This window comes from Peribacillus sp. NPDC058075 (genome assembly GCF_042885195.1).
Classification (GTDB): domain Bacteria; phylum Bacillota; class Bacilli; order Bacillales; family DSM-1321; genus Peribacillus.
Window position 1 is genome coordinate 716,487 of sequence record NZ_JBHVSL010000001.1, and the last position, 25,794, is coordinate 742,280.

Below are 25,794 nucleotides of genomic sequence, written 5' to 3' on the forward strand. Positions count from 1 at the left end.
AGTCTATTTTCGTTACCGATATATGAATAGGGAAATTTGACGAAACCTATTAATGACAAGACGACAAAAGTCTTGTTATTTTTTTTTACCTCTATGTTAGGATGAAAAAAATGATCTGGAGGGGAGGAAAAAAATTGGGCAAGCCGGAACAAAGCAAGGGTGTAACGATTAAAATAAATGGGGAAGAAAAAGTATTTGCCGATAAAAAGATTGAAAGTCAAGAAGCGGCGAGTAAGGAGCAGGAACAGGAACACACAGATGAGAGTTTCGAATGGATACTCCCTGAGGATTCAAACGAAAACAAAATCGTATTGGTTCCCTCACCTCCAAAGAAGAAAATGCCGAAGCTCATCGGTTTTGGTACCAGTTCGCTGAAAAGTTCTGATAATAGACCGATCAAGACATTCATGATCGCAGTCATTTGTGCTGTTTTTTTTGGATCGATTCTTGGCTTGATCGCCGTTAAAACGATTACAAAGGAAAAAGCCGAAGTATCTTCGGTCGAGACTCCGGTTCCAACCGAAGCCACTGTTGAGGATAAAAAAGCGGCAGTGACTGAACCAGGAAACCAGCTGAAGACATTCCTTGTACAGGGAGGAGTATTCAGCAGCGAGGATGCGGCAAGGCAAATACAAAAGAAAATCATTGAAAAGCAGGTTCCTGCTGAAATTTTCAAATTGGAAGAGAGCTATTATCTATTCTTGGGATCGGCAGAGAGTCTAGCAGCAAGTAAGGAGCTGGCCTTATTCTTAAAGTCCTATGATGTGGACGTATATTGGAAGGAAATCAATTTTGAAGCGGCTGGGACAAGCCAGGAAGATGAGAAAACCCTCAACAAGATGAAGGAAGTATATGCTTCGTTGGCAGAAACATCCGCAACCAAGCTTCGCGGAAAGGAAGGGACGGTAAACAAAGAAACACTGAAAAAAAACATGGCTGAACTGAAGGCGGGAAAATTATCTCCGGAGTTTGCGAATATGAACGATGATCTGACTGCTGCCGCAAAGTCGATTGATGAATATGAGACTTCCAAAAAAGAAGAAAAGCTATTCGAGGCTCAAGAAAGTCTTCTTGATTTTTTATTGAATTTCCAAAACAAATCGAGTTAAGTAAAGGAAAAAAAAGGGGGGCTGCCCAATGGGACAAGCTCCCAATATGAAAGCATCTGTGACACCTTTTTTATTTTCCGGGAAATACTTACAGGGCATTTGTCGATTCATAGTAAACAATAATTGTGGATTGCACCATAATTTGATAGGATAGTTATGTATCTCCCTATGTAAAGAAAGGTGACTTTTATATTATGCAGCCATTGATTTTAGCTTCTTCATCACCACGTCGTAAAGAACTTCTACAATTTCTTCAAATCCCCTTTGAAAGCATGAATTCCAATGTCGATGAAAGTATTGATGAAAACATGTGTCCTGATGCAGCGGTGAAAGAACTGGCATCCCGTAAAGCCGAAGCCATCGCAGCAAAATTTCAGGAAAGCTGGGTAATCGGCTCGGATACCGTTGTTGTCCTTGACGGTGAGATATTGGGTAAGCCGACAAGCCGTGCGGATGGAAAAAGAATGCTGGAAATGTTATCGGGACGGACACATGAAGTATACACAGGTGTCGCCATTATATCCGGCAAGCATCGCAGAGTATTCGCAGAAAAAACGGAAGTGACATTTTGGGAGCTGCCAGAAGCTGAAATCGAACGTTATCTGGATAGCGGGGAACCTTTTGACAAAGCTGGCGGCTATGGGATTCAAGGATACGGATCTCTTTTTGTCGAACGAATCAAAGGGGACTATTTCTCAGTGGTCGGGCTTCCGGTCTCAAGGCTGGCCCGGGAACTTAAAGCGATGCAGGAAGAGTTAGAATGAACGATTTCTCTGGCATTTTCCTTTTCTAAGGAAGGGTTGATCTTTTGAGCGAAAAAATGTTAATACGGGATTACCCGAAAGAGGAGAGGCCGCGCGAAAGGTTTCTGCAGGACGGACCGCAGAGTCTCTCCAATCAGGAATTGCTCGCTCTGCTACTGAGGACGGGATCAAAGGAAGAATCCGTCCTGCAACTATCCGGCAGGCTCATCAATTCCTTCAAGGGCCTTCGCCTGCTAAAAGAAGCTTCAGTGGAGGAACTGACCGTGATTAAAGGGATTGGTGAAGCAAAAGCGATTCAAATCCTGGCCTCTGTCGAACTTGGCAGGAGAATTAACAAATTGAATGATCAAGACCGTTATGTGATTAGGTCTCCTGAAGATGGAGCCAATTATTGCATGGAAGAAATGCGGTTTTTATCACAGGAACATTTCGTCTGTCTTTATTTAAATACGAAAAATCAAGTGCTGCAAAAAACTACGGTATTCATCGGCAGCCTCAATGCCTCGATCGTGCATCCGCGCGAGGTCTTCAAAGAGGCTTTCAAAAGGTCCGCTGCCTCTATCATCTGTCTTCATAACCACCCCTCCGGAGACCCCTCTCCCAGCAGAGAAGATATTGAAGTGACGAAACGGTTAGTCGAATGTGGTAAAATAATCGGGATTGAAGTATTGGACCATATCATCATCGGGGAGCATAAATATGTTAGTTTGAAGGAAAAAGGTTATTTATGACACTATCAAAATTTTTGACGATACGATATAATATTGTTTATGATTTTTAAAAGAGGAAACTTTTTCAAAACTCTTATTGTCAAAAAACGACAAATTATTATTTGAACTTATAAAAAGGCATTTTTGTTTACGAAAGGGAGATACCATAATGTTTGGAATTGGCGCTAGAGATATAGGGATTGATTTAGGAACGGCGAATACGCTTGTCTATGTGAAAGGAAAAGGTATCGCAGTACGTGAACCATCGGTTGTAGCTGTGCAAACAGATACAAAGCAAATCGTTGCAGTCGGAAACGATGCGAAAAACATGATCGGACGTACACCTGGTAACGTGGTTGCCCTCCGCCCGATGAAGGATGGAGTAATTGCCGATTATGAAACGACGGCTACCATGATGAAGTACTATATGAAGGAAGCTCAGAAGAAGGGCGTATTCGGCAACAAGCCATATGTCATGATTTGTGTGCCTTCTGGTATTACGGCAGTTGAGCAGCGTGCAGTCATTGATGCAGCTAGACAAGCTGGAGCCCGTGATGCATATCCTATCGAAGAACCGTTTGCAGCGGCGATCGGTGCGGACCTTCCGGTTTGGGAGCCTACAGGAAGCATGGTCGTTGATATCGGCGGAGGAACGACGGAAGTTGCAATCATTTCCCTTGGCGGTATCGTTACAAGCCAATCGATCCGTATTGCCGGTGACGAAATGGATGATGCCATTATCGTTTACATCCGTAAGAACTACAATTTGATGATCGGTGAGCGGACTGCTGAAGCGATCAAAATGGAAATTGGTTCTGCTGGAGACACGGAAGGCGTAGAAAACATGGAAATTCGCGGACGGGACCTATTGACTGGATTACCGAAAACGATTGAAATCACAGCTGAGGAAATTTCCAAAGCATTAAGCGACACAGTTTCTGCAATTGTGGATTCCGTGAAAAACACTTTAGAGAAAACACCACCTGAATTAGCCGCTGACATCATGGACAGAGGCATTGTATTGACAGGCGGGGGTGCTTTGCTGCGCAATTTGGATAAAGTCATCAGTGAAGAAACGCAAATGCCGGTGATCATCGCAGAAAATCCGCTGGATTGTGTTGCAATCGGAACGGGAAAAGCGCTGGACCACATTCATTTATTCAAGACTAAATCAAGAGATTCGCGATAAGCATTACTTCTCAAATAGGGCCGGCTCAACAAAAGGTGCAATTTTGAGCCGGTTTTTCTTATGTTTTGCAATTTAATTAAATCAAAGTGTAATTTTAAGACCATAGAGTAAATTTTAGATTGAGGTGTAATCACCATGCCACAGTTTTTTAATAAAAAACTCCTTCTCTTGCTCGTTAGTATTATCGTTCTCGTGGCATTGATCGGTTTTTCATTAAGGGAGAGAGAAGAGTTGACTTGGCCGGAGCAATTCCTGAAAGATACGACAGGCTGGGTCGGAAATGTGTTTAATAAGCCAGTATCGGGTATAACAGGTTTTGTAGGGGGCTTAAAAGACCTTCAACATACATACGATGAAAACAAAAAATTGAAAGCCCGCTTGGATGAATATGTATTATTGAAAACCCAAGTCCAAGATTTAAAGGAAGAAAATGAAGAACTTCGCGATAACCTCAAAAAAGAAGATGACCTGCGGAAGTACTCGCCCACTCAGGCGACGGTCATTGGACGTAATCCCGACCGCTGGCATGAAATGCTGACGATTAATAAAGGGAAGCGTAATGGGGTAGAAAAAAATATGGCTGTCATCACCTCCAATGGGTTAGTCGGTAAGGTGAAATCAGCGACGGATTTCACTGCCTCGGTTCAACTTTTAAGCTCCATCGATAAAGCCAATCGTGTCTCTGCGATCGTCCAGGGTGATGATAAAGCATATGGCTTGATTGAAGGATTCGATGATAAGGAGAACCTTTTGCTGATGAAACGGATCCCATATGATAAAAAGATCAAGAAAAATTCATTGGTCATCACATCGGGTTATGGAGGGATCTTTCCGAAAGGTCTGCTGATCGGGAAAGTTGTCGATGTCAAAGTGGATCAATATGGATTGAACCAGACCGCATATATTGAACCTTCGACGGATTTTTATGATATTAATAATGTCATGGTCGTTCAGCGCGAGGTGGACGGTTTACCGAAAGAAAGTGAAGGGGAGGATGAAGCTGAGTGAGATATTTCATCCTTTCTTTTATAGCCTTGGTTTTTTTTGTTTTTGAAAGCATCTTCGCCCAGATGTTCGCTGGAGATGCATTCGGGTCCGATAAAATCCTCGTGCCCCATTTCATGATGGTTTTCGTTTTTTTCCTGACCATGTTTGGTTCAAGGAAAATGGGTATGCTTTATGGGGCGATTCTTGGGTTGACTTATGATGTCGTATATACGGAAATTCTTGGGACTTACATGTTCCTGCTGCCATTTCTTGCCTATCTGATATCAAAATCCATGAAAATCCTGCAAAATAATATATTGATTGCCTGTCTTACTGCGCTTATATTCACGGCAGTTTTAGAAGTTGTCATCTTTCAGATGAATACCATACTATCTTTTGCAGACATGGGATTTGGTGAATTTGCGGAACGGAGATTGATTCCGACATTATTATTGAATCTCGCATTCATTATTATCAGCTGCTATCCTTTAAAGAGAATGATTGAAAAGCTTGATTTGCAAGGAGAAACGGAATAACGTTCCTGTGTCTTAAGAAGCAGGTGGGAAATGTATTTTCTCTTTTCCGTGTACGTAGAAAAAGGAAATTTGTTTTCCTATGTCGAATTATATTTCATTGAGGTGAAACAAACGTCATGAATAAAAGAATTCAGCAAAATGTCATGATTAAGGGAACAAAAGACGGGTTTATGCTTCATCTCGATGATTCTTGCTCATTTTCCGAATTATTGAAAGAGTTAGAAGTGAAGCTTTCGGCAAACTATCAGTTTCAAGAAAATGACCCGTCCATTTCCGTAAAAGTACATACAGGGAACCGCTATCTTGATGAACAACAAGAAGAAAAGATTAAAGAGGTCATCCATAAAAAGAAGAAGCTTTTCGTAGATGAGATGATTTCGAATGTCCTTACGAAGGATGAAGCGAAACGATGGAAAGATGAAAACCAAGTGACGACCGTGACCAAGGTGATAAGGTCGGGACAGGTTTTTGAAGTTCCCGGAGACTTACTGCTGATAGGGGATGTCAATCCCGACGGAACGGTTCGTGCCGGTGGCAACATATATATCATGGGACAGCTAAAGGGAATAGCCCATGCCGGATATAAAGGGAATAACGAGGCCATTATAGCTGCCTCTGTCATGAAGCCTGCCCAGCTGCGCATTGCCGGAAAAGTGAATTTATCTCCTGACCAATATACGAAATGGGGACATGATTTGGAATGTGCCTTCATGGATGAAGAACAAAATATCATAATAGAAAAATTGCAAGTCTTAAAGAAATATAGACCTAATTTAAATAGATTAGAAGGGGGTCTCTAATCGTGGGAGAGGCAATAGTTATAACATCCGGTAAGGGTGGTGTCGGGAAAACGACCACCTCCGCCAATTTAGGAACATCTTTAGCTCTTCTAGGCAAAAAGGTTTGCTTGATTGATACGGATATTGGTCTTCGGAATTTGGATGTGATCATGGGATTGGAGAATCGCATCATCTATGATTTGGTCGATGTGGTCGAAGGGCGCTGTAAGATACACCAAGCGCTTATAAAAGATAAACATTTCGAAGATTTGCTTTATCTGCTTCCCGCTCCGCAAAATAGTGACAAAACGGTGGTGAATGAAGAGCAGATGAGGAAACTCATCAGCGATATGAAGCCTGACTATGATTATGTCATCATTGATTGCCCTGCAGGCATTGAACAGGGCTTCAGGAATGCCATAGCTGGGGCAGACAAGGCGATCATCGTTACGACTGCAGAGAGACCGGCTGTCAGGGATGCTGACCGTATTATTGGCCTGCTTGAAAAAGAAGAGCATATTGAACCGCCTCAATTGATCATCAACCGGATCCGCGGCCATTTGCTTCATGAGGATGAGGAAATGGATATCGATGGAGTTGCCGATTTTCTTAAGATTGATTTGATTGGCGTCATTCCTGATGATGACCAGGTCATTGTGGCAGCGAATAAAAAGGAACCCATTGCCTATAATCCGGACAATAGAGTTTCGCTTGCCTACCGGAACATCGCCAGAAGGATCCTTGGTGAATCTGTGCCCTTGACTCCAATTGGCAGCGAACCAAAGGGCTTCATGTCCAAATTGAAAAAATTCTTCAGTGTGCGGTAAATCCATATTCTTTTGTCAAGAAGCGGGAGCATTTGATGCCCTCGCTTTTTTTATGCTTTTTGTGAAATAAAAAAGGCAAGCCATATAATGGCTTGCCTTATCTATATGCTAAAAATGCAGCGGGTTATCCGCGTCTTCCGCCTCTGCCGCCGCGTTTTGATTCGGTGCTGCGTTTAAGAGTCGATAAATTTTCTTCACTAGTCTTTAAAAAGCGCACCATTTTATCTTCGAAATTTTCCTTTGGTTGGAAATTACCTTTTGAACGAAAATCTTTAGAACGGCTATCCCCTTGGCGTGGTGGGCGTTTGGTATAAGAAGAGGTTTGCCCTTCGGGTCTATCTATAGCCTTTTTGATGGACAAGGCAGTTTTTCCGTCTTTCTCACTAATCACTTTTACTTCAATTTGGTCGCCTACTTTAAGATGGTCATTTACGTCTTTTACATAGCTATCTGCTACCTCACTGATATGCACAAGACCTGTTGAGCCTCCTGGTAATTCTACGAATGCTCCAAAATTAGTGATACCTGTTACTTTACCTTGTACTTTGCTGCCTATTTCGATTGACATAAAAAAATGTTCCCCCTCAATAATGTTAAAACCACTTTATTATAACAAATTCCGGGGAACAATATCAATCTCAATTATTCGATTTTCTGAATCGATGCCCGAACCACCTTGGAAATTCATAAGTATCGGTGGATTTTTCATCGAAAAAATTTTTTTCAAGGAAGTGCAGAATAGTCTGGACAAGTTGCTCATACGTTGTAATATAGCGCTTTTACATGAGCAGGGGGGGAAGTCTGGAATGGATGATCGCAGGAAAGATATCCGCAATCGTATCGCCAAGAGACGCAAGTTTAATGATAAACCGTCAGGAAGCAGTAGTTGGACGGAGATCCACAATGAGGAACCATACGGGATTGATTCATATAACGGGTATTCCGAAAAAGATCATCCGCTCTTCAAGAAAGAATATTTTTTCTTTAAAATCCTTGCCAGTGTATGCCTGTTCCTGGTTGTCGCGGTGATGTTCAAACACCCTTCTGTGCGGCTTGACCCTGCCAGGAGTTTTGTCACGGAGAACATGAACAAGGAATTTCAGTTCGCTTCAATCTCCAATTGGTACGAAAGTGCGTTTGGTAAACCAATCGCTTTTTTACCGAATGAAGCTGATAAGGAAACTGTTGATTCGAATGAAGAATATGCAATGCCAGCTTCTGCGAAGATTACCCAAAACTTCGAGACGAACGGTGAGGGAATCATATTGGAAACGAGCAAAGGCTCAAAGGTTGAGGCCGTTAATGAAGGGGTAGTCATTTTTGCCGGTGAAAAGGAGGGGATCGGAAAGACGGTCGTCATTCAGCATGCCAATAAAAGTGAATCTTGGTATGGGCAGCTGAAAGAAATTGATGTGAAATTGTATGAGTTCGTTAAAAAGGGCAATGAAGTCGGACAGGTTACACTAAGTGAAGATGGATCCATGGGCAGGTTTTATTTAGCGATAAAAGAAAATGATGCTTTCGTCGATCCTAAAAAGGTGATTTCCTTTGAGTGAATATGGGAAGTTACTGTTTAAAATCAGGGTTCATCCGACATTGTGGTTTGTCATTGGCATCGCCATCCTCACAGCCCATTTCGTTGAAGTGATGATGCTGTTGCTTATCGTCTTCATACATGAGATGGGGCATGCCGTCTGTGCCCAGCACTTCAAATGGCGGATAAAGTCCATCCAGCTGCTTCCTTTTGGCGGGGCTGTCGAGACCGAGGAATATGGAAATAAGAGTTTGAAGGAGGATTTGGCGGTGGTGCTTGCCGGTCCGCTTCAACATGTTTGGCTCATTGGCGCAGCTTTTTTGCTCTATTTCTTTACCATTATCCCATATGAGCTGTACCAGCCCTTTTTGTATATGAATCTTATGCTGCTGATTTTTAATCTGCTGCCAATTTGGCCCCTGGATGGGGGACGGCTGCTATTCATCGGTGTTTCCCTATATTGCACCTTTCTGGAAGCGCAGAAACATACACTTCACTTTTCTGCAGTATTCGCTTTCCTTGCTTTTTTGACCTGGCTCATTCTGGATCCGCTCAATTTGAACATCTGGCTCATCATTTTTTTCATAAGTCTCTCACTCGTCATGGAATGGCGGCAAAGGTATTATGCATTCATCCGCTTTCTTTTGCAGCGCCATTACGGGCATACGAATGATTTGGCGAAACTGAAGCCGATCTCGGTGGATTCACAAGAACCCATTTATAAAGTGCTGGAAATGTTTCAACGCGGTTGTAAACACCCCGTGATCATCATGAAAAACGGGAAAGAGAGCGGCTCGTTGGATGAAACGGAAATCCTTCATGCCTATTTTTCTGAGAAAATGACAAGCGGGAAAATCGGCGACCTATTATATTCTTATTAAATATGTTATCCTTTCTTCAAATTGAGGAGAGGATTTTTTTTGATGAAAAAAATGATCGCGAACCTAGCTTCACGCGAAAAAAGAGTGGCTGTACTTGAGAATGGTGTTTTACGTAAACTTGAAATCATGCCGCCTCAAAAGCGCAGTACGGTCGGTAACATTTACCTTGGGAAGGTGACGAAGGTGTTACCGGGAATGGATGCCGTCTTCATTGATTATGGTGCAGAGAAAAATGGTTTTTTACACCGTGACGAGATTCCCTCTTTCCAGCTGACAAAAAAAAGTGATGGGAAAGCATCGATCGGTCAATTTGTCCATCAGGGAGAAAAGCTGCTAGTTCAGGTGACGCGGGATGAAACGGGCACCAAAGGAGCTAAATTGACTGGGCTGATCGAGTTTTCGACAGATTCCCTCGTATACATACATGGAATAGATTATGTTGGTGTATCAAAGAAATTCAAAAACAATGAATTTCAGAAGCAGTGGCGGGAAACTGCCTTGCAGCATAAAAATCCTGATGAGGGATTGATTGTCCGCACCTCGATGGAGAACGAAAGTGAATCGGTCTTCCTTGATAGGTTAAATGGATTGCGGGAGCTCTTTAAAGGGCTTGAACTTAAGGCTGCGTCCCTCAAGGCCCCGTCCCTTCTCTATGAGAGGGATGAATACCTTGATATGATCATTTCCGAAATGTCGGGAACAGTGAACGGGGAACTTGCCATCGATGACTTCGAGGCTTACCGCGAGTTGAAAAAGTGGATACAGGAAAACCGTAAGGAGTGGGAAATATCCCATGCATCGGGTACAAAGAATATTTTTTCCGAATGGAATGTCGAAGCGCAAGTTGAGAAAATGGCCAAGAAAATCGTTTGGCTTGAGAATGGCGGATATTTAATTTTTGAAGAAACGGAAGCTTTCACCGTAATCGATGTCAATTCAGGTAAGTTCACCGGCAAGGTGGCGAAGGAAGCAACATTGTTTGCGGTTAATCAGGCAGCGGCGAAAGAGGTCGCCCGTCAACTGAGATTGAGGAATATCAGCGGAATCATTCTGATAGATTTCATCAATATGGACCAGTCCCGGCATGAGCAGGAAATCATCGAAATCGTTAAAAAGGAAGCGGTGAGGGATGAGAAGCGAATCCAGGTCATCGGTTTTACGGAACTGGGCATTTTACAAATGACGAGAAAGAGAACCTCCCCGTCTTTAATTGAAATGACGACGGTGCCTTGCCCTGTTTGCAGTGGAAGCGGTAAAATCGAGAGCCCTGAAACGGTGGCCTTCCGGTTGGAACGTGAACTGCTGGAACACAGGAAGACAGATGATGAAGCGGTCTGGGTGGAGGTCAGTAAAGCTGTGGCGGACGTGCTGCTTGGTGAAAAGGAATCATATCGGACGACATTGGAGGAATTGATCGGTAAAAAGATATTCCTGTCTTTTATCCCAGGTTCGAGGAATGCTTACTCCATAAAGCGCTTCGGGAGCATTCAGGAAATCGGGCGGGCTTTCGAGTGAAGAGGCGGGAATTGTTATAAATATATTGACAGCCTTTCCTGTTTCATGTTAGGATTTTAATGTTATGTTTGTAGCACCCGTGCTACAACCGCTCAACATCAGGTTTTAAGCTTTTGCCTTTCTGGTAAAACGCCTGTGATTGGCGAGTCTGAGACATTTAAGGAGGTGCAAGTATGTACGCAATTATCGAAACTGGCGGTAAACAAATTAAAGTAGCAGCTGGCGAAGCGGTTTACATTGAAAAATTAAACGCAGAAGCAGGCGAAACTGTTACATTTGACAAAGTTTTATTCGTAGGTGGCGAAGACGTGAAAGTCGGTGCTCCACTAGTTGAAGGCGCTACTGTAACAGGTACTGTCGAAAAACAAGGTAAGCAAAAGAAAATCACTGTTTTCAAATACAAAGCGAAGAAAAACAATCGTAAAAAACAAGGTCATCGTCAACCATACACTAAAGTTGTTATCGAAGCAATCAACGCGTAAGGGCTGATTCTGGATGATCAAAGTTGTATTTGATGCTCCGCAGGAACGGATTGCTTCGTTCACCTTAAGCGGACATGCTAATTTTGCTAAAAAAGGTTCTGATATCGTTTGTGCAGGTGTATCGGCTGTTTCCTTCGGGGCAGTCAATGCAATCATGTCCTTAACGGACGTAGAGCCTGAGATTGAGCAAGGGAGAGAAGGCGGCTATCTTCGCTGCGTCATTCCGGGGAATCTTTCGCCGGAATCGGAAGAGAAGGTTCAGCTGCTTTTGAACGGCATGCTCAAATCGCTGCAAACCATCGAACGTGATTATGGTAAATACATGAAAATTATCCTCAACCAATAGGAGGTGGAACAAATGTTAAGATTAAATCTTCAGTTCTTCGCTTCGAAAAAAGGAGTAGGTTCTACAAAGAACGGACGTGACTCTCAATCTAAGCGTCTTGGCGCTAAACGTGCAGATGGTCAATTCGTATCTGGTGGTTCTATCCTTTACCGTCAACGCGGAACGAAAATCTATCCAGGTGAGAACGTAGGCCGTGGTGGAGACGATACTCTATACGCTAAAGTAGACGGTGTTGTTAAATTCGAACGTTTCGGACGTGACCGTAAAAAAGTAAGCGTATATCCAGTTGCACAAGAAGCATAATTGGCATCTTTGAACAGAGGCTGACTCAAAAGGGTCTGATTCCTTCTACAAGACACTATATACCGCGTCATTTTTAATAATGGTATGCTATATAGTGATGAAGGGGTCCGGCCCTTTATTTATACTATAGGAAATGAACCAGCATTTTGCAGGAGACTTTAGTCATTAGTATAAGGAAAACAACCTCTGAATTACAAAAGGCTCGCCAATCGGCGGGCTTTCTTAAACTTTCAGGGGGAAATCCAAGATTACTCATCCATCCGATTTGGTTTAAACCAAATAGACACTCCAATTCAACTATAATATCTCCAATTGGTGCATAAAAGGCCCATTCTCTTTTTTAGTTCAAATGGCTCTACCATCGTCCAAAGAACTCAGGGTGTGCGGCTGTATTTTTTGGACGGGGGCTTTCATGTGAAGGCATGTGAATCGAGCTTCATTTCCTGTTTGTTATTTTTTTGATATACTGTACAAATGGAAGTATTCAACATGATAGAGCTGAAAAAAAAGTTTCTTTATCATAATTGAAGGTGTTAATAATGGATAAAAATTGGACGACTATTGAAACTCTGCGTCAAACCAGGCATGACTGGCTGAATAAAATTCAAATCATCAAAGGGAATCTGGAGTTGAACAGAATTGATCGTGTCAAGGGCATCATTGATGAAATCATTGTTGAAACCCAGAATGAAGCACGCCTCTCCAGTTTGAATTTACCTAAGTTCACCGAGATGTTGTTGACGTCGAATTGGAATAATGGATCATTTTATTGCGAATATGAAATCATTGATGTTTTTGAAGGTTCAACTGAGATGGACGGGCTGATGTATCGCTGGACAAACGATTTCTTTAAAATTCTCGATAAAAATCTCGATCCGTTTTTTGAAAATATACTGGCTGTTTCCATGTGTAAAAAAGAAGTGAGCGATATGCACTGTTCATTTCATATGCAAGGCAGGTTCATTGATCAATCTCCAGTGATCGAGTTTTTGGAAGGTTCATTAACGGCCGAGCAATCAATTGAAATTCTTGAATGTAATGAGGATGAAATATTTTTTAAGATGGATATTAATTTTTAGAGAAGTATACAGCAAGAAATGACTTGCAGAAAACAAGGAAGTGATAGCATGTTTGTCGATCAAACGAAAGTCTATGTAAAAGGCGGAGACGGTGGTAACGGGATAGTTGCTTATCGTCGTGAGAAATTCATACCTAAAGGCGGACCTGCCGGCGGAGATGGCGGTAATGGAGCCAATGTCGTTTTTGAAGTGGAAGAGGGCTTGCGTACATTAATGGATTTCCGTTATCAACGTCACTTTAAGGCACCTCGCGGAGAACATGGCATGTCCAAAAACATGCATGGTGCGGCTGCAAAGGATATGGTCATCAAGGTTCCACCTGGCACCGTTGTCATTGATGATAAGACGAAGGAAGTCATTGCCGATTTAGTTGAGCACGGACAACGCGCCGTTATCGCCAAAGGTGGCCGTGGAGGCCGGGGGAATTCCCGTTTTGCCACACCAGCCAATCCTGCACCTGAAATCGCTGAGAACGGCGAACCGGGCCAAGAACGCGATATAATCATGGAATTGAAACTGTTGGCTGATGTCGGTTTGGTTGGTTTTCCAAGTGTAGGTAAATCCACTTTGCTTTCGGTCGTATCCGCAGCAAGGCCCAAAATTGCCGAATACCATTTTACGACGATCGTACCGAACCTCGGAATGGTGGAAACGGAAGATCACCGCAGCTTTGTCATGGCCGATTTACCTGGTCTGATCGAAGGCGCTTCAGAAGGTGTGGGCCTTGGGCATCAATTCCTGCGCCATATTGAAAGAACGAGGGTAATCGTTCATGTAATCGATATGTCGGGTCTTGAAGGCCGGGATCCATATGAAGACTACCAAACAATCAATAAAGAGTTGGAAGAGTATAACCTGCGCTTGACTGAACGTCCGCAAATCATTGTAGCAAGTAAAATGGATATGCCCGACTCAGAAGATAACTTAGCGGCTTTCAAAGAAAAGCTGGAAGAAGACTATCCTGTCTTCCCGATTTCTGCCGTGACGCGTGAAGGGATCCGTGAGCTTCTTTATGCAATTGCCGATAAAATCGAAGAGACGCCCGAGTTCCCTCTTGAACATGAAGAAGAGAATACAGGAATCCACCGGGTTCTATATAAACATACATCACAGACTGATGAATTTAACATTGAACGCGAATCAGATGGCAGCTTTGCCGTATCAGGATTCAAGATCGAGCGTCTATTCAAAATGACTGACTTCACCCGTGAAGAGTCCATACGTCGTTTCGCCAGACAGCTTCGTTCATTCGGAGTCGACGAGGGCCTTCGCCAAAAAGGTGCGACGAATGGCGATATCGTCCGTATCCTTGAATATGAATTTGAATTTGTTGATTAATTGTAAACCATGATGGCAGGCAAAAGGAGGCGTGCGGAGTTTGAATAAGTCCGATCAGAAATTTTTCCTCGTTCGAGAGGATGTCCTTCCCGAAGCGATGAAAAAAACGCTGGATGCAAAAGAAATGATTGAACGGGGAAAAGCGGAATCAGTTTGGGAAGCGGTACAGCGAGTGGACCTAAGCAGGAGTGCTTTTTACAAATACCGTGACACGGTTTTTCCGTTTCATACAGTTGTTAAGGAAAAGCTGATTACACTGTTCTTCTATCTCGAAGATCGTTCTGGTACTCTATCGGAGCTTTTACGGCTCGTCGCCTCATCCGGTTGCAACATCATGACCATCCACCAAACGATTCCTTTGCAGGGACGTGCAAATGTCACCCTATCCCTGAATACGGGTGGGATGACGATGGATATTAATGAACTGCTTACTAAACTGCGTAAAATGGAGTTCGTCGAAAAAGTCGAAATCATTGGTAACGGCGCATGAAAACAGCCTGTACATTTCACATGTACAGGCTGTTTTCATTTGTAAGAGGAAAATAACGATTAACTATTGTAAAAAATCAGAAAATGGCATAACATAAACAATAGATTTTCCGTGAAAAGGAGTTTATAATATGACATCAAAAATTGCATTTCTTGGACCAAAAGCAACGTTCACGGATTTAGCTGTATCGCGACTATTTCCTAATGATATAAAAATACCGATGAACACGATTCCGGACTGCCTTGATGCTGTTCGGGACGGGGAAGTGAATCACGCGCTCGTGCCGATCGAGAATGCTTTGGAGGGTTCGGTAAATATAACGATGGATTACTTAGTCCATGAAGTCACATTGCCGATGAAAGGCGAAGTGACGATCCCAATCCAACAGCATTATATGGTGCATCCGGATCATGCATATCCGGGGTTCAAACCTGACATGGTATATTCGCATTCCCATGCCATCGCTCAATGCCGCAAATTTCTACATAATGAGCTAAGGGGCATTCCGTATGAGTATGTCACATCCACAGCAGCGGCTGCCAAGATGGTAATGGAGAATCCCGATATAAATATTGCTGCGATTGCAAATGATATGGCTGCAGAGGAGTACGGTTTGACGATTGCAAAACAAAATATTCACGATTACGAACATAATCACACCAAGTTTATCGTCGTATCCAACAGTGAAGTCGACTTTGAAGGGCATTTGACCGTTGAAGGGGATAAGAAAACGACCTTGATGATTCAGTTGCCTGCCGACCATTCAGGGCAGCTGCACCAAGTCCTTTCCGCTTTTTCCTGGAGGAAACTTAACCTTTCCAAGATTGAATCAAGACCCATGAAAACAGGATTGGGCAATTACTTTTTCATCATCGACATCGAAATGCCCCTTGACGATGTCCTTATCCCAGGAGCGATTTCCGAGCTTGAGGCCTTAGGATGTACGGTTTCGATCATGGGAAGCTATTCATGCTTTAAAGTGCAAACTGGTGTACCGCAGCGCTGATTTTTCTTTTGTGAAATTTTTTTCTAAAATGATAAATGGTACAGCCTTAGCTGAGTTTTTTCCACTGAATATGAAAATGCCCCGGGAGTTTTCCCGGGGCACTTTTTTGTAAAGGTGTGTATTCCCCTTGCGTAAAAGTTCATATAATGGTTGGCTGTCATTTTATGAAATATATAAAAGTAGGCAGCATGATTCTGGATGGAAAACAAACACAGATTGTTATGAAAGCAAATACAATAAGTAAATCCCGGTAGGCCACATGTGGAAATAGAAACAGTAATGCATACGTAGATGACTAAATCAGTGAAAGCACCTTTTTTATCAAAAATGCAGAGAGAGGGTGGTGGTCAGCAGAGATGGATAACCAATTCAAAGAAACGTTCAGTTCTTGGTTTCAAGCGATAGGAACTGTCCTTTCTGCTATAGCGGGCACACCATCCGATGTCTTGGACGAAGAATTTCGTACGAACTTGGATTGGAAATGAACTTCAAGCAACAGGAAATGCCTTATTGGCGGACGCAGAAGAAACTTGGTCACTGGATAAATTCGGTAATCAATTACAGGAGATCGGGAATTCGACCGTTATCTTAGGCCTAGTCATTGATTTCGATGAAGTAACGAAACAGGAATTGATCATCAAAGGTAATTTGATCCAAGCGGTGGGCGGAGGCACCGCTTTGGCGGGGGCATACGAAAATCCGGATGAACCTGCAGGCCTTCAATGCTACGGGAAATTTGTTGCAGGCAATTGGGAATTCGATGCAAGCGATAGGCGGAATTGAGGAACTTAAAAATAGTGTTTTAGAAAAAGACCAAGAAAAGGATCTAAAGGAAGAAGAGCAGGATAAGGAGCAGGAAAAATATCAATATCCTTCTATGGAAGAGAAGCCATCTGATGCTGAATTAATCCAAGCGACGGGAGGCTGGGTTCAGGCGGTCGGTTCCGTCATTAGTCTTATCGGGCAGTTGAGAAGTAACCAAGAAGAAAACTCAGGGGAAGGCAGCTCAAATGAAAGCCATTCCGAGGGTGAGTGAGCATAATGGCCAATAAAAAAATCCTCAAAAGATATGGCTTTTGAGGATTTTGTGTTTATTCAATCGACTAAAATACCGGCATCCCTTAAAGCACACTCCGCTTCGTCGAGCAGTTCTTCAGATGCTGCGCTCAGTGTATGGAGATGGATTCCGCTCGTCAGTTCCGATAAAAAAGATGCGTTCGTTGCCGTCACCCTTGAAAGGAATTGCTGGACTTCCTTCCGGCTGCTGACCATGATGGAAGCGGTTAGGTCGCCGTATACGGGGTGCTCGATTTTGACATCTTTAACCGTGATGCCGATATCCACGAGTAAATATAGCTCTTCTTGGGTCCGCGACGGATCGTGTTGGCAAGCAATGACCCTTTCCGGCTTTTGCGTGCTCCCCGTTTGTAGGTACAGATAGCCTTGGCTCGTGGCAATGATAGGTTCATTCCGCGCTTTCAGGAGGGTTATGTCACCAACGATAACCTGCCGGCTTACATTCGTTATCTGCGAAAGCTCGCTGCCTGTTACAGGCTCCGCGCTTGTTTGCAATAAATGTAAGAGTTTCGTCCGTCTTTCTTCCCCGAGTAATTTCTTTCTTTCCATAAACATTCACCTCTTTAATTACAAACATTCTACCATAGTCTGGAGGGTTTTATCGACTGGCAGCTATTTCTTCGATGAAGTCCGCCAACTTGTGAATGTCGTCGGCCGTCGTGTTTTTGCCAAAGGAAAGGCGGACGAATTGATGGGCTTCATCTTCGCTTTTCCCAATGGCCATCATCGTTTTTGAAGGATCCTGTTTACCGATTTGACAGGCGCTTCCCGTCGAAACGGCGAATCCTTTCTGGTTTAATTCCAGCATGATGTATTGTCCTTGCAATCCAGCGAAGGTCAGCGCCAGAATGTGAGGCAATTGCTCGCTTTTTGCTTCGATGATTTGAAAATCGATTTTCGTTCCCGTTAGCCGTTGGATCAATTGCATCCTAAGTGTGGAAATCCGTTTTCGTTCATCTTCCATGATATCCGCCAATTTCTTGGCGGCGGTTACGAAGGAAGCAATTCCGGGAACGTCCACTGTTCCTGGTCGGAAACCATATTCATGAGTGATATTCGGTACCGAAGCCTTCAACCGATGGATGTCAGGGAAAATGACGGCACCAGTCCCTTTTGGACCATAAACTTTATGACTGGAAACGGATAGTCCATCACATGAGGCAGCTATCTTGCCAAGCGGTAATTTAGCAAATGATTGGACACAATCCACATGAAAAAAAGCCTGGTGTTTTCGAACGATTTCACTTATTTGTTCAATGGGCTGAATGACCCCGATTTCCGAATTCACATGCTGGACAATGACCAAGCATGTTTTCTCCGACATACATTCCTGCAGATGTTCAATATCAACCCGGCCATCTTCCAAATGCCGTAAATAAGTAACCTCGAATCCTTCTTGTTCAAGTTTTGCCACGAAATTGGCAAGAGATGCATGTTCAGTGCTGCTTACAATCAAGTGGTTCTGCCAGGAGGGCTTCGAAGCGATGAATGTATCGATGGCAAGCATGTTGCTTTCAGATCCGCCGCTCGTAAAGATGATTCCTTCCTTTTTTATGTTCAGCATTTCTGCGAGTTGCTGTCGTGACATATCCAATAAACGTGCCGCCTCAGAGCCAATATCATGCAAACTGCTCGCATTCCCGAAAAATTTCCGGGAGGCTTGGCTGAATACGTCGAGAGCCTCCTCGTCAATCGGAGTTGTAGCGGCATAATCCAAATAAATCAAGAAATCACTTCCATCCTTCAATCTTAAAAAACTCTTGATAATAGTTTAATAATATGTAAATATAGTTGTCAAGACACCTGTCATAAACAGGAGGAATGAAATAATGGTAAAAACGGAAATCATCGTGATAGGCAGCGGTATTGCTGCCTTGAAAACGGCATTGGAAGCAAGTGAACATAAGCATGTGATACTCATCACAAAATCAAATATCCGTCAGGGCAATTCATATTTAGCTCAGGGCGGGATTGCTGCTGCAATATCTGATCGTGACCGAGTATCCTTTCATAAAAAAGATACGCTGGCAGCTGGTCAGCGATATAACAAGGTGAAGGCAGTGGAAAAACTCGTCGAAGAGGCACCTTCAGTTATAGCTGAACTTATTGAATCGGGTATGCGATTTGACCATGATGGTGACGGAAATCTATTGCTTGGCATGGAGGGCGCCCACAGTGAAAGAAGAATCCTCCATAGTCACGGGGATGCTACAGGAAAGTACATGATGGAACATCTTATAGGGCGCCTGAAAAAATCATCGATTACTGTGATGGAGAATGTTGCTGCAGTGGAGTTGATCATCGGGAAAGATGATTCTTGCATAGGCGTCAAAACACTTGATAAGGCAGGGGATCTTGTTGCCTATCATGCAGAACAGACGGTTTTAGCAACAGGCGGCTGTGGTTCCCTATACCAATTCACTTCAAATTCACAAACGGTTTCAGGTGATGGAATCGCACTTGCATTCAAGGCCGGTGCAAAAGTTCGTGACATGGAATTCATACAATTCCATCCGACACTGCTTTTTGTGAATGGCAAAGCGAAAGGGCTCGTATCAGAAGCGGTTCGAGGGGATGGTGCGAGATTAGTGACGGAAATGGGAAGGCCGATCATGGAGGATGTCCATAGCTTGAAGGATCTAGCTCCAAGGCATATTGTTGCACAGACGATTTTTTCTTATTTGCAGCGCGGTGAAAAGGTATTTTTGGATATTTCGATGATTAAGGATTTTAAGAATCGTTTTCCGACAGTGAGCTCATTATGTGAAAAAAGCGGGCTGGACCTTCAATCAGGGAAAATCCCCGTTGCACCTGGAAACCATTTTTTAATGGGAGGAATTGAAGTGGATGAATTCGGGCAGACCTCAGTTCCTTCTTTGTTTGCTGTAGGTGAAGTAGCGTGCACGGGTGTACATGGTGCAAACCGATTGGCAAGCAATTCACTTCTCGAAGGGCTGGTATTTGGAAATACACTTGGCCGTTTCCTTGCTAAAGTGCCGGCAAGGGCGCTACCGGAAGAAAAAGAGCAGTCCAAGAGTTCCAGTCCCTTTTCTTTTTTACCTAATCTCAAGACATTGCAGGAAAAATTAATGAACGAAGCGGGAATCGTTCGAAATGAAGCAGGATTAACTCGACTGAAGGATTATCTTGAGACATTTAATATCGAAAAATTGCTGCATTTGGAAGTAACGGAATTTTCGATAGAAGAAATAACGAAAATCAATGCCATGATAGTGGCGTGGCTGATTGCCGAATCAGCATTGACCAGAACGGAAAGCAGGGGCGGACATTTCCGCAGTGACTATCCAAGCGAAGATGACGCCCGATGGCTTGAAAATTCGGTTATCCTTGCTTGCACGGATGTGAAGAACCGAGTGAAAGGGAGAGGACTATATGAATATATTGAAGCTTAAGCAGATGCTGCAACAATTTTTATTGGAAGATATAGGGGAATGCGACGTAACGAGTGATACGATTTTCAATCAAGGTGAACAAGGAACCTTGACATTCATCGCAAAAGAAGGCGGGGTCTTTAGTGGAGGAGACGTCATCAAGACGGGATTTGCATTATTGGATGAGCAAATCGAGGTTTTCCTTTTTGTTCAAGATGGCGAAGTCTTTGAAGAAGGACAGCAGCTTGCAAGAATGACCGGTGATATGGCCTCTCTTTTAAAGGGGGAACGGGTCGTTTTGAATTTAGTGCAGCGTATGTCAGGCATTGCCACGCAGGCTAATAAAGCTGCCAAGATTTTAGCGGGAACGAAGACGAGAGCTTGTGATACGAGGAAAACTACACCTGGCCTGCGGATGCTTGAAAAATATGCGGTCCGTTCTGGCGGGGCATTCAATCACCGATATGGTCTGTATGATGCAGTCATGATAAAGGACAACCATATTTCGTTCGCTGGGTCCATAACGAAAGCGGTTCAAGCGGTAAAATCCAAACTGGGACATACCACTAAAGTAGAAGTGGAAACGGAATCACCACAACAGGTGCTTGAAGCAGTGGAAGCTGGTGCAGATATCATCATGTTCGATAATCGAAGCCCAGAAGAAATCAAGCAACTGATTAATTTGGTTCCCGCCCACATCATAACGGAAGCTTCTGGAGGGATCCATTTAGACAATCTAGCCTCATATCGGGAAACAGGGGTAGATTATATTTCGTTGGGCAGCTTGACGCACAGTGTCAGGGCACTTGATATTAGTGCAAAGGTCAAAGAACGTGAGGGGATATTGAAATGAACATATTGGAAATGGCTAAAACAGCAGGAAATGCATTGCCTGAAAAGTATAAAACGATGACAAAGGAAGAGATGGAGAATCGGGTCCGGGATATTAAGGAACGACTGGGGAACCGTCTTTATATCCCAGGTCATCATTATCAACGGGAGGAAGTCATTCAATTTTCGGATTCAACGGGAGATTCACTTCAATTGGCTCAGCTTTCCGCGCAAAATCGCGAAGCGGATTATATCGTGTTTTGCGGTGTGCACTTCATGGCTGAAACAGCCGATATTTTGACGGAAGAAAGGCAGGCGGTTATCCTTCCTGACATGCGAGCAGGCTGCTCCATGGCCGATATGGCGGATATTGAACAAACGGAACGGGCATGGACAAAGCTTCAGGATTTATTTGGCGATACGATCCTTCCGCTGACTTATGTGAATTCCACTGCAGCCATCAAAGCATTTGTAGGAAAAAATGGCGGGGCGACGGTGACTTCTTCCAATGCACAAGGGATGGTCTCATGGGCCCTTTCGCAAAAAGAAAGGATCCTTTTTCTTCCCGATCAGCATCTTGGGAGGAATACAGCCTTTGACCTTGGCATCTCATTGAATGAAATGGCTGTCTGGGATCCGCATAAGGATGAATTGATTTATGAAGGGGCACTCGAAGATCTGAAGGTACTTCTTTGGAAAGGACATTGCTCAGTCCATGAAAATTTCACCACAACGAATATTGAAACACTTCGAGCGGAGCAGCCTGAAATGAATATCATCGTTCATCCTGAATGTCGCCGTGAGGTAGTCGCCCTGTCAGATTATGCGGGTTCGACATCGTACATCATCAATATGATCGAAAGAGCAAAACCAGGTAGTTCCTGGGCAATCGGAACGGAAATGAACCTTGTCAAGCGACTTATCGCCAATAATCCTGACAAGAACATCATCTCGTTAAATCCGAATATGTGTCCATGTCTTACGATGAACCGAATTGATCTGCCTCACCTGCTGTGGGCGCTTGAATCCATAGAAGAAGGTATAATCATCAATCCGATCAAAGTGGAGAAGGACATTGCGGATAATGCCATCCTAGCTTTAAACAGAATGCTGGAACGCGTTTGAGTTAGTGCCTTATAAAAAGACTTTGGATCATACGAAAAAGAGGGGCAATACCCCTTTGAGTCTGTCCACCTAATGGGGATTGGAATGGTTTTATCCCGAATCCCTATGACGACTTTATCAAGGGATTATTGCCATGATTTTAAACAAGACCGAGTTATCCTCATGTATTTTTACTGTTTTTAGCTGAAATCAACTGCAATTTTTAACATAAAAAAACTGTAAGTAAACTCGCTTTTCTTCGAATTTATTTACAGTCTGAAAGGGGGACAAGACCCCCTTTTTTCTTATTTGTAATCAAAGCAAGTAAGAACTTTTAAAGGTTACTTGCTTTAAAAGTATTCCCTTCATTCATATCACCGGATGTAAAACCTTTATTGAACCACCGTTTTCTCTGTTCGGATGTACCGTGCGTGAAGCTGTCCGGAACCACGTAACCCTGTGCCTTTTCTTGGATACGGTCATCCCCCACACCACTTGCTGCATTCAAGGCCTCCTCAAGATCGCCTTTTTCAAGCAAATTCTCTCCTTGGACATGATGTGCCCAAACTCCAGCCAAGTAATCGGCCTGTAGTTCAAGACGGACAGAATACCTATTATATTCAGTCTCGCTGACCTGTGAACGATCGGGCATTTCCTTTTCAGTTGTGCCTAAAAGTGTCTGAACATGATGTCCGACTTCGTGGGCAATAACATAGGCCATGGCGAAATCACCGGGTGCCTGGAATTCTCGCTTCAACTCTTGATAAAAGCTGAGATCAATATATAGTTTCATGTCACCCGGACAATAAAATGGCCCTACCGAAGAAGCTGCCATTCCGCACGCCGATTCGACACTGCCTGAATACAGGACAAGGTTCGGTTCCTTATATTCCAGTCCATTTTTTCGAAATTCTTCTGTCCAGACCTGCTCCGTTTCTGCAAGGACGACAGATACGAACTGCGCAAGTTCCTTCTCTTCATCAGTCTCGACATAAGTGCTGCCATTGTTCGATTCAGTAGAATTCAAACTGCCTAGCAATTCGCTAGGATTACCGCCAAGGAGCGTCATGATCAAAACAATGACCAATCCGACCCCTCCGCCGATTCCGGCCATGCCTTTTCCGCTCATGCCTCTTCTGTCTTCGACGTTCGAGCTGCCCTGTCTACCTTTCCATTTCATTTTTATTCCCCCCAGGAATGTAAGATAAGTACCTGAAGACAAAGCCTTAGGTCATTTACTTTCTTATACCCGGATTTCCCTGAGTTTAGACAGAAGCTTGAAAGAAGCGTTTCATAACATGATGGCTTCAAACCTAAAAACCATTGCCTCCTTTTTTTAGAATGAAGGCAATGGTCCCAATTAACTATCCTTTTTAAGAATGGATTTTCTTTTAGAAGATGTCATATCATTTATTTTCTCTCCAAAAAAGAATCTTCCATTTTCCTAAATCATTGATCCAATCATAAATGTCATTTTTCACGCATAAGTTTTCATGATAAAAATAATAGCAATTCACCCACTGCTTCATAGAATATATGGACATATGCACAGGAGGGGTTAACAGCGTGAAAATTCATATAGTCCAAAAAGGCGATACACTTTGGAAACTCGCCAAAAAATACGGCGTCAGCTTTGAAGAACTTAAAAAAGTTAACGCACAATTGAGCAACCCGGACATGATGATGCCTGGAATGAAAATTAAAATACCAGGGACATCTGGAGCTGTAATAAAAGAAACGGCTAAACCAAACGTGAATATTCAACCGGGAATTAAAGAATCCCAAATTCAACCGTACCAGGCTCAGCCAGCGCCTATAAAAGAGCAGCAACTTATGCAAAAACCGGCAGTTAAAGAACAGCCGAAATTTCAGCAGCCGGTAAAAGAACAGCCGAAATTTCAGCAGCCGGTAAAGGAGCAGCCGAAATTTCAGCAGCCAGTAAAGGAGCAGCCGAAATTTCAGCAGCCGATAAAAGAGCAACCAATCATTCAAAAACCAGTGAAGGAACAACCAGTCAAGAAAGAGCAGCAAATCATTCAGCCAAAGCCAATCATTAAAGAAAAGCAAAAAATCGTTCCAAAAGAAGTTCCGGTGCCTATGCCGGTGATTCCAGAAATCGATATCAATAATTATTATATGGTCAACATGACCAATATGAGTGTGCAAAAGCCTCCTGCACCACCCCCGTTACCAAAGAAAAAAGAAGAGCCGGCAGTCACTAAAAAGAAGAAGAAGCCAGCTGTACAGCCAGCACAGGAATATAATGAGCCGGTGGAAGATTGTATTCCAGTAACGCCGATTTTGCCCGGAAGCGGTTATTGCATTCAACCGCCACCGTGGGCGCAAATGCATATGCAAGCACCATATCAAGGTGTTCCGGGGTATCAGGGGGCACCAGAAATACATGGTTATCAAATGATGGAAGAGAGCTCTGATTTTTGGGGAGAATCTCCTGACATGTACATGATGGATCAAGGATTCGTCCAAGGGGCGAGTATGAATATACCAAACCAGCAACAATATCCATATCAAGCTTCTGCACCGGTTCCGCACCATTATTATGGAGGGATGAATCAACAAGCTCAAGTAGCAGGTTCATACATGCAGCAAGATTATGAGTCACCAGGCGAATCGCCGTCTTCATACAACAATAACTATAACTTCCCTCAGCAGTATAACCAGGGTGCCAGTGAGGAAGAGGAAGATTGCGGCTGTAATAAGGGGGTACTTGGAACTTATGGGCCGGAAGTGAAAGGACAGTATCAAGGGAACCAAAAAATGGATGCCGATGCACATCACCATCCAGATTATCAGCAATATCAATCCGTTCAATCACAGCAGCAGCAGCAACAGCAACAGGCCCCATACCAGGGGATGTCACTTAATGAGTCTCAAATGGAGAAAGAGATGCAACAATATGAAGAGTCAGTAGAATCGACTCAATATGAAGGATTCATGATGATGGGCGGCCAAAACGGTGGTCAGCCGAACATGATGGGCGGCCAAAACGGAGGTCAGCCAGACATGCTGATGGGCAGCCAAAACGGAGGTCAGCCAGACATGCTGATGGGCAGCCAAAACGGAGGTCAGCCGAACATGATGGGCGGCCAAAACGGAGGTCAGCCGGACATGATGATGGGCGGCCAAAGCGGAAGCCAACCAGGAATAAAAGAGATTCAATTAGAAGGCCCTCCATTCATGATGGGCGGCCATAGCGGAAGCCAGCCAGGCATGATGATGGGCGGCCATAGCGGAAGCCAGCCAGGCATGATGGGCGGCCATAGCGGAAGCCAGCCAGGCATGATGATGGGCGACCATAGCGGAAGCCAGCCAGGCATGATGGGCGGCCATAGCGGAAGCCAACCAGGCATGATGATGGGCGGCCATAGCGGAAGCCAGCCAGGGATGATGATGGGCGACCATAGCGGAAGCCAGCCAGGCATGATGGGCGGCCATAGCGGAAGCCAGCCAGGCATGATGGGCAGCCATAGCGGAAGCCAGCCAGGCATGATGAT

Annotated in this window: 29 protein-coding genes and 1 other annotated feature; of the genes, 25 read left to right on the forward strand and 4 right to left on the reverse strand. The window is 43.8% G+C overall.

Annotation, left to right across the window (positions count from 1 at the left end; all coding sequences use genetic code 11):
• The first annotated feature begins 134 nt into the window (after nt 1–134).
• The 8 genes from ACFVS1_RS03620 (at nt 135) to minD (ending at nt 6,901) form a co-directional block, all read left to right on the forward strand.
• Nucleotides 135–1,109 (forward strand): hypothetical protein, encoded by a 975-nt coding sequence (locus ACFVS1_RS03620; protein ID WP_387545153.1) that lies wholly within the window; start codon nt 135–137, stop codon nt 1,107–1,109.
• Nucleotides 1,110–1,303: 194 nt separating this feature from the next.
• The gene (locus tag ACFVS1_RS03625; protein WP_241593797.1) at nt 1,304–1,873 is read left to right on the forward strand and encodes a Maf family protein; all 570 of its coding nucleotides are present in this window, start codon (nt 1,304–1,306) and stop codon (nt 1,871–1,873) included.
• Between the two features lie 56 nt (nt 1,874–1,929).
• The gene (gene radC, locus ACFVS1_RS03630; protein WP_241593841.1) at nt 1,930–2,604 is read left to right on the forward strand and encodes a RadC family protein; all 675 of its coding nucleotides are present in this window, start codon (nt 1,930–1,932) and stop codon (nt 2,602–2,604) included.
• A 148-nt stretch (nt 2,605–2,752) separates the two neighbouring features.
• Nucleotides 2,753–3,772 (forward strand): rod shape-determining protein, encoded by a 1,020-nt coding sequence (locus ACFVS1_RS03635; protein WP_034308871.1) that lies wholly within the window; start codon nt 2,753–2,755, stop codon nt 3,770–3,772.
• 135 nt (nt 3,773–3,907) lie between these two features.
• Nucleotides 3,908–4,780: a rod shape-determining protein MreC gene (mreC, locus tag ACFVS1_RS03640; protein WP_352919478.1), complete on the forward strand. Its 873-nt coding sequence runs from the start codon at nt 3,908–3,910 to the stop codon at nt 4,778–4,780.
• Nucleotides 4,777–5,295 (forward strand): rod shape-determining protein MreD, encoded by a 519-nt coding sequence (gene mreD, locus ACFVS1_RS03645; RefSeq protein ID WP_387545156.1) that lies wholly within the window; start codon nt 4,777–4,779, stop codon nt 5,293–5,295. Before mreC ends, mreD begins: the two co-directional genes overlap by 4 nt.
• A 116-nt stretch (nt 5,296–5,411) precedes the next feature.
• Nucleotides 5,412–6,095 (forward strand): septum site-determining protein MinC, encoded by a 684-nt coding sequence (gene minC, locus ACFVS1_RS03650; RefSeq protein WP_137018360.1) that lies wholly within the window; start codon nt 5,412–5,414, stop codon nt 6,093–6,095.
• A gap of 2 nt (nt 6,096–6,097) precedes the next feature.
• On the forward strand, nt 6,098–6,901 hold the full coding sequence (gene minD, locus ACFVS1_RS03655; protein WP_034308862.1) for a septum site-determining protein MinD: 804 nt from the start codon (nt 6,098–6,100) through the stop codon (nt 6,899–6,901).
• A gap of 124 nt (nt 6,902–7,025) precedes the next feature.
• On the opposite strand, the gene ACFVS1_RS03660 is transcribed toward minD, so the two are convergent.
• Nucleotides 7,026–7,469 (reverse strand): S1 domain-containing RNA-binding protein, encoded by a 444-nt coding sequence (locus ACFVS1_RS03660; RefSeq protein ID WP_034308861.1) that lies wholly within the window; start codon nt 7,467–7,469, stop codon nt 7,026–7,028.
• Between the two features lie 238 nt (nt 7,470–7,707).
• Between ACFVS1_RS03660 and ACFVS1_RS03665 the strand changes: the two genes are divergently transcribed.
• From ACFVS1_RS03665 to ACFVS1_RS03725, 13 genes are all read left to right on the forward strand, one after another.
• Nucleotides 7,708–8,457 carry a peptidoglycan DD-metalloendopeptidase family protein gene (locus ACFVS1_RS03665; RefSeq protein ID WP_352919485.1) on the forward strand — a complete coding sequence of 250 codons (750 nt, stop codon included), beginning with the start codon at nt 7,708–7,710 and terminating at the stop codon, nt 8,455–8,457.
• Entirely contained in the window at nt 8,450–9,316 is an 867-nt protein-coding gene (locus ACFVS1_RS03670) for a M50 family metallopeptidase (protein ID WP_352919487.1), read from the forward strand. Before ACFVS1_RS03665 ends, ACFVS1_RS03670 begins: the two co-directional genes overlap by 8 nt.
• Before the next feature lie 42 nt (nt 9,317–9,358).
• Nucleotides 9,359–10,831: an Rne/Rng family ribonuclease gene (locus ACFVS1_RS03675; RefSeq protein ID WP_387549190.1), complete on the forward strand. Its 1,473-nt coding sequence runs from the start codon at nt 9,359–9,361 to the stop codon at nt 10,829–10,831.
• Between the two features lie 76 nt (nt 10,832–10,907).
• Nucleotides 10,908–10,991, forward strand: a sequence feature (ribosomal protein L21 leader region).
• Nucleotides 10,992–11,004: 13 nt separating this feature from the next.
• Nucleotides 11,005–11,313, forward strand: coding sequence for a 50S ribosomal protein L21 (rplU, locus tag ACFVS1_RS03680; protein ID WP_034308849.1), 309 nt, complete (start codon nt 11,005–11,007; stop codon nt 11,311–11,313).
• A 13-nt stretch (nt 11,314–11,326) separates the two neighbouring features.
• Entirely contained in the window at nt 11,327–11,659 is a 333-nt protein-coding gene (locus tag ACFVS1_RS03685; RefSeq protein WP_387545158.1) for a ribosomal-processing cysteine protease Prp, read from the forward strand.
• A 12-nt stretch (nt 11,660–11,671) separates the two neighbouring features.
• A complete protein-coding gene (gene rpmA, locus ACFVS1_RS03690; RefSeq protein WP_034308845.1) occupies nt 11,672–11,962 on the forward strand; it encodes a 50S ribosomal protein L27 in 291 nt (96 codons plus the stop codon).
• A 539-nt stretch (nt 11,963–12,501) separates the two neighbouring features.
• A complete protein-coding gene (locus ACFVS1_RS03695) occupies nt 12,502–13,041 on the forward strand; it encodes a Spo0B domain-containing protein (RefSeq protein ID WP_387545159.1) in 540 nt (179 codons plus the stop codon).
• 48 nt (nt 13,042–13,089) lie between these two features.
• On the forward strand, nt 13,090–14,379 hold the full coding sequence (obgE, locus tag ACFVS1_RS03700) for a GTPase ObgE (RefSeq protein ID WP_241593392.1): 1,290 nt from the start codon (nt 13,090–13,092) through the stop codon (nt 14,377–14,379).
• 40 nt (nt 14,380–14,419) lie between these two features.
• On the forward strand, nt 14,420–14,869 hold the full coding sequence (locus ACFVS1_RS03705) for an ACT domain-containing protein (protein ID WP_034308837.1): 450 nt from the start codon (nt 14,420–14,422) through the stop codon (nt 14,867–14,869).
• A gap of 130 nt (nt 14,870–14,999) precedes the next feature.
• Nucleotides 15,000–15,875, forward strand: coding sequence for a prephenate dehydratase (pheA, locus tag ACFVS1_RS03710; RefSeq protein WP_241593390.1), 876 nt, complete (start codon nt 15,000–15,002; stop codon nt 15,873–15,875).
• A gap of 356 nt (nt 15,876–16,231) precedes the next feature.
• Entirely contained in the window at nt 16,232–16,360 is a 129-nt protein-coding gene (locus tag ACFVS1_RS03715; RefSeq protein WP_387545162.1) for a hypothetical protein, read from the forward strand.
• Nucleotides 16,317–16,658, forward strand: coding sequence for a DUF6944 family repetitive protein (locus ACFVS1_RS03720; protein WP_387545164.1), 342 nt, complete (start codon nt 16,317–16,319; stop codon nt 16,656–16,658). Before ACFVS1_RS03715 ends, ACFVS1_RS03720 begins: the two co-directional genes overlap by 44 nt.
• The gene (locus tag ACFVS1_RS03725) at nt 16,636–16,911 is read left to right on the forward strand and encodes a hypothetical protein (protein WP_387545165.1); all 276 of its coding nucleotides are present in this window, start codon (nt 16,636–16,638) and stop codon (nt 16,909–16,911) included. Before ACFVS1_RS03720 ends, ACFVS1_RS03725 begins: the two co-directional genes overlap by 23 nt.
• Nucleotides 16,912–16,970: 59 nt before the next feature.
• Here the strand turns inward: ACFVS1_RS03725 and ACFVS1_RS03730 are convergent, their stop codons facing one another.
• Both ACFVS1_RS03730 and ACFVS1_RS03735 read right to left on the reverse strand, forming a co-directional pair.
• Nucleotides 16,971–17,501, reverse strand: coding sequence for a transcription repressor NadR (locus ACFVS1_RS03730; RefSeq protein WP_241593388.1), 531 nt, complete (start codon nt 17,499–17,501; stop codon nt 16,971–16,973).
• Nucleotides 17,502–17,550: 49 nt separating this feature from the next.
• Nucleotides 17,551–18,699 (reverse strand): IscS subfamily cysteine desulfurase, encoded by a 1,149-nt coding sequence (locus ACFVS1_RS03735; RefSeq protein WP_387545166.1) that lies wholly within the window; start codon nt 18,697–18,699, stop codon nt 17,551–17,553.
• A gap of 82 nt (nt 18,700–18,781) precedes the next feature.
• Between ACFVS1_RS03735 and nadB the strand changes: the two genes are divergently transcribed.
• Genes nadB through nadA form a run of 3 tightly spaced genes read left to right on the forward strand, consistent with a single transcriptional unit; the run spans nt 18,782 to nt 22,300 of the window.
• Nucleotides 18,782–20,365 carry an L-aspartate oxidase gene (nadB, locus tag ACFVS1_RS03740; RefSeq protein WP_387545167.1) on the forward strand — a complete coding sequence of 528 codons (1,584 nt, stop codon included), beginning with the start codon at nt 18,782–18,784 and terminating at the stop codon, nt 20,363–20,365.
• Nucleotides 20,346–21,197, forward strand: coding sequence for a carboxylating nicotinate-nucleotide diphosphorylase (gene nadC, locus ACFVS1_RS03745; protein WP_352919504.1), 852 nt, complete (start codon nt 20,346–20,348; stop codon nt 21,195–21,197). Before nadB ends, nadC begins: the two co-directional genes overlap by 20 nt.
• Nucleotides 21,194–22,300 (forward strand): quinolinate synthase NadA, encoded by a 1,107-nt coding sequence (gene nadA, locus ACFVS1_RS03750; protein WP_387545169.1) that lies wholly within the window; start codon nt 21,194–21,196, stop codon nt 22,298–22,300. The genes nadC and nadA overlap by 4 nt, the downstream gene beginning before the upstream one ends.
• A 313-nt stretch (nt 22,301–22,613) precedes the next feature.
• On the opposite strand, the gene ypfJ is transcribed toward nadA, so the two are convergent.
• The gene (gene ypfJ, locus ACFVS1_RS03755) at nt 22,614–23,459 is read right to left on the reverse strand and encodes a KPN_02809 family neutral zinc metallopeptidase (protein ID WP_387545171.1); all 846 of its coding nucleotides are present in this window, start codon (nt 23,457–23,459) and stop codon (nt 22,614–22,616) included.
• 386 nt (nt 23,460–23,845) lie between these two features.
• Here ypfJ and safA point away from each other — a divergent pair.
• Nucleotides 23,846–25,794, forward strand: a 1,949-nt coding sequence (gene safA / locus ACFVS1_RS26870) for a SafA/ExsA family spore coat assembly protein (protein WP_483878247.1), incomplete at its 3' end; no start/stop codon positions are given.

Coding starts and splice junctions, on each gene's coding strand:
- ACFVS1_RS03625 (WP_241593797.1), top strand. CDS start 1,304: ATGCAGCCATTGATTTTAGCTTCTTCATCACCACGTCGTAAAGAACTT.
- radC (WP_241593841.1), top strand. CDS start 1,930: ATGTTAATACGGGATTACCCGAAAGAGGAGAGGCCGCGCGAAAGGTTT.
- ACFVS1_RS03635 (WP_034308871.1), top strand. CDS start 2,753: ATGTTTGGAATTGGCGCTAGAGATATAGGGATTGATTTAGGAACGGCG.
- mreC (WP_352919478.1), top strand. CDS start 3,908: ATGCCACAGTTTTTTAATAAAAAACTCCTTCTCTTGCTCGTTAGTATT.
- minC (WP_137018360.1), top strand. CDS start 5,412: ATGAATAAAAGAATTCAGCAAAATGTCATGATTAAGGGAACAAAAGAC.
- ACFVS1_RS03660 (WP_034308861.1), bottom strand. CDS start 7,469: ATGTCAATCGAAATAGGCAGCAAAGTACAAGGTAAAGTAACAGGTATC.
- ACFVS1_RS03665 (WP_352919485.1), top strand. CDS start 7,708: ATGGATGATCGCAGGAAAGATATCCGCAATCGTATCGCCAAGAGACGC.
- ACFVS1_RS03675 (WP_387549190.1), top strand. CDS start 9,359: ATGAAAAAAATGATCGCGAACCTAGCTTCACGCGAAAAAAGAGTGGCT.
- rplU (WP_034308849.1), top strand. CDS start 11,005: ATGTACGCAATTATCGAAACTGGCGGTAAACAAATTAAAGTAGCAGCT.
- ACFVS1_RS03685 (WP_387545158.1), top strand. CDS start 11,327: ATGATCAAAGTTGTATTTGATGCTCCGCAGGAACGGATTGCTTCGTTC.
- rpmA (WP_034308845.1), top strand. CDS start 11,672: ATGTTAAGATTAAATCTTCAGTTCTTCGCTTCGAAAAAAGGAGTAGGT.
- ACFVS1_RS03695 (WP_387545159.1), top strand. CDS start 12,502: ATGGATAAAAATTGGACGACTATTGAAACTCTGCGTCAAACCAGGCAT.
- obgE (WP_241593392.1), top strand. CDS start 13,090: ATGTTTGTCGATCAAACGAAAGTCTATGTAAAAGGCGGAGACGGTGGT.
- pheA (WP_241593390.1), top strand. CDS start 15,000: ATGACATCAAAAATTGCATTTCTTGGACCAAAAGCAACGTTCACGGAT.
- ACFVS1_RS03715 (WP_387545162.1), top strand. CDS start 16,232: ATGGATAACCAATTCAAAGAAACGTTCAGTTCTTGGTTTCAAGCGATA.
- ACFVS1_RS03720 (WP_387545164.1), top strand. CDS start 16,317: ATGTCTTGGACGAAGAATTTCGTACGAACTTGGATTGGAAATGAACTT.
- ACFVS1_RS03725 (WP_387545165.1), top strand. CDS start 16,636: ATGCAAGCGATAGGCGGAATTGAGGAACTTAAAAATAGTGTTTTAGAA.
- ACFVS1_RS03730 (WP_241593388.1), bottom strand. CDS start 17,501: ATGGAAAGAAAGAAATTACTCGGGGAAGAAAGACGGACGAAACTCTTA.
- nadB (WP_387545167.1), top strand. CDS start 18,782: ATGGTAAAAACGGAAATCATCGTGATAGGCAGCGGTATTGCTGCCTTG.
- nadC (WP_352919504.1), top strand. CDS start 20,346: ATGAATATATTGAAGCTTAAGCAGATGCTGCAACAATTTTTATTGGAA.
- nadA (WP_387545169.1), top strand. CDS start 21,194: ATGAACATATTGGAAATGGCTAAAACAGCAGGAAATGCATTGCCTGAA.
- ypfJ (WP_387545171.1), bottom strand. CDS start 23,459: ATGAAATGGAAAGGTAGACAGGGCAGCTCGAACGTCGAAGACAGAAGA.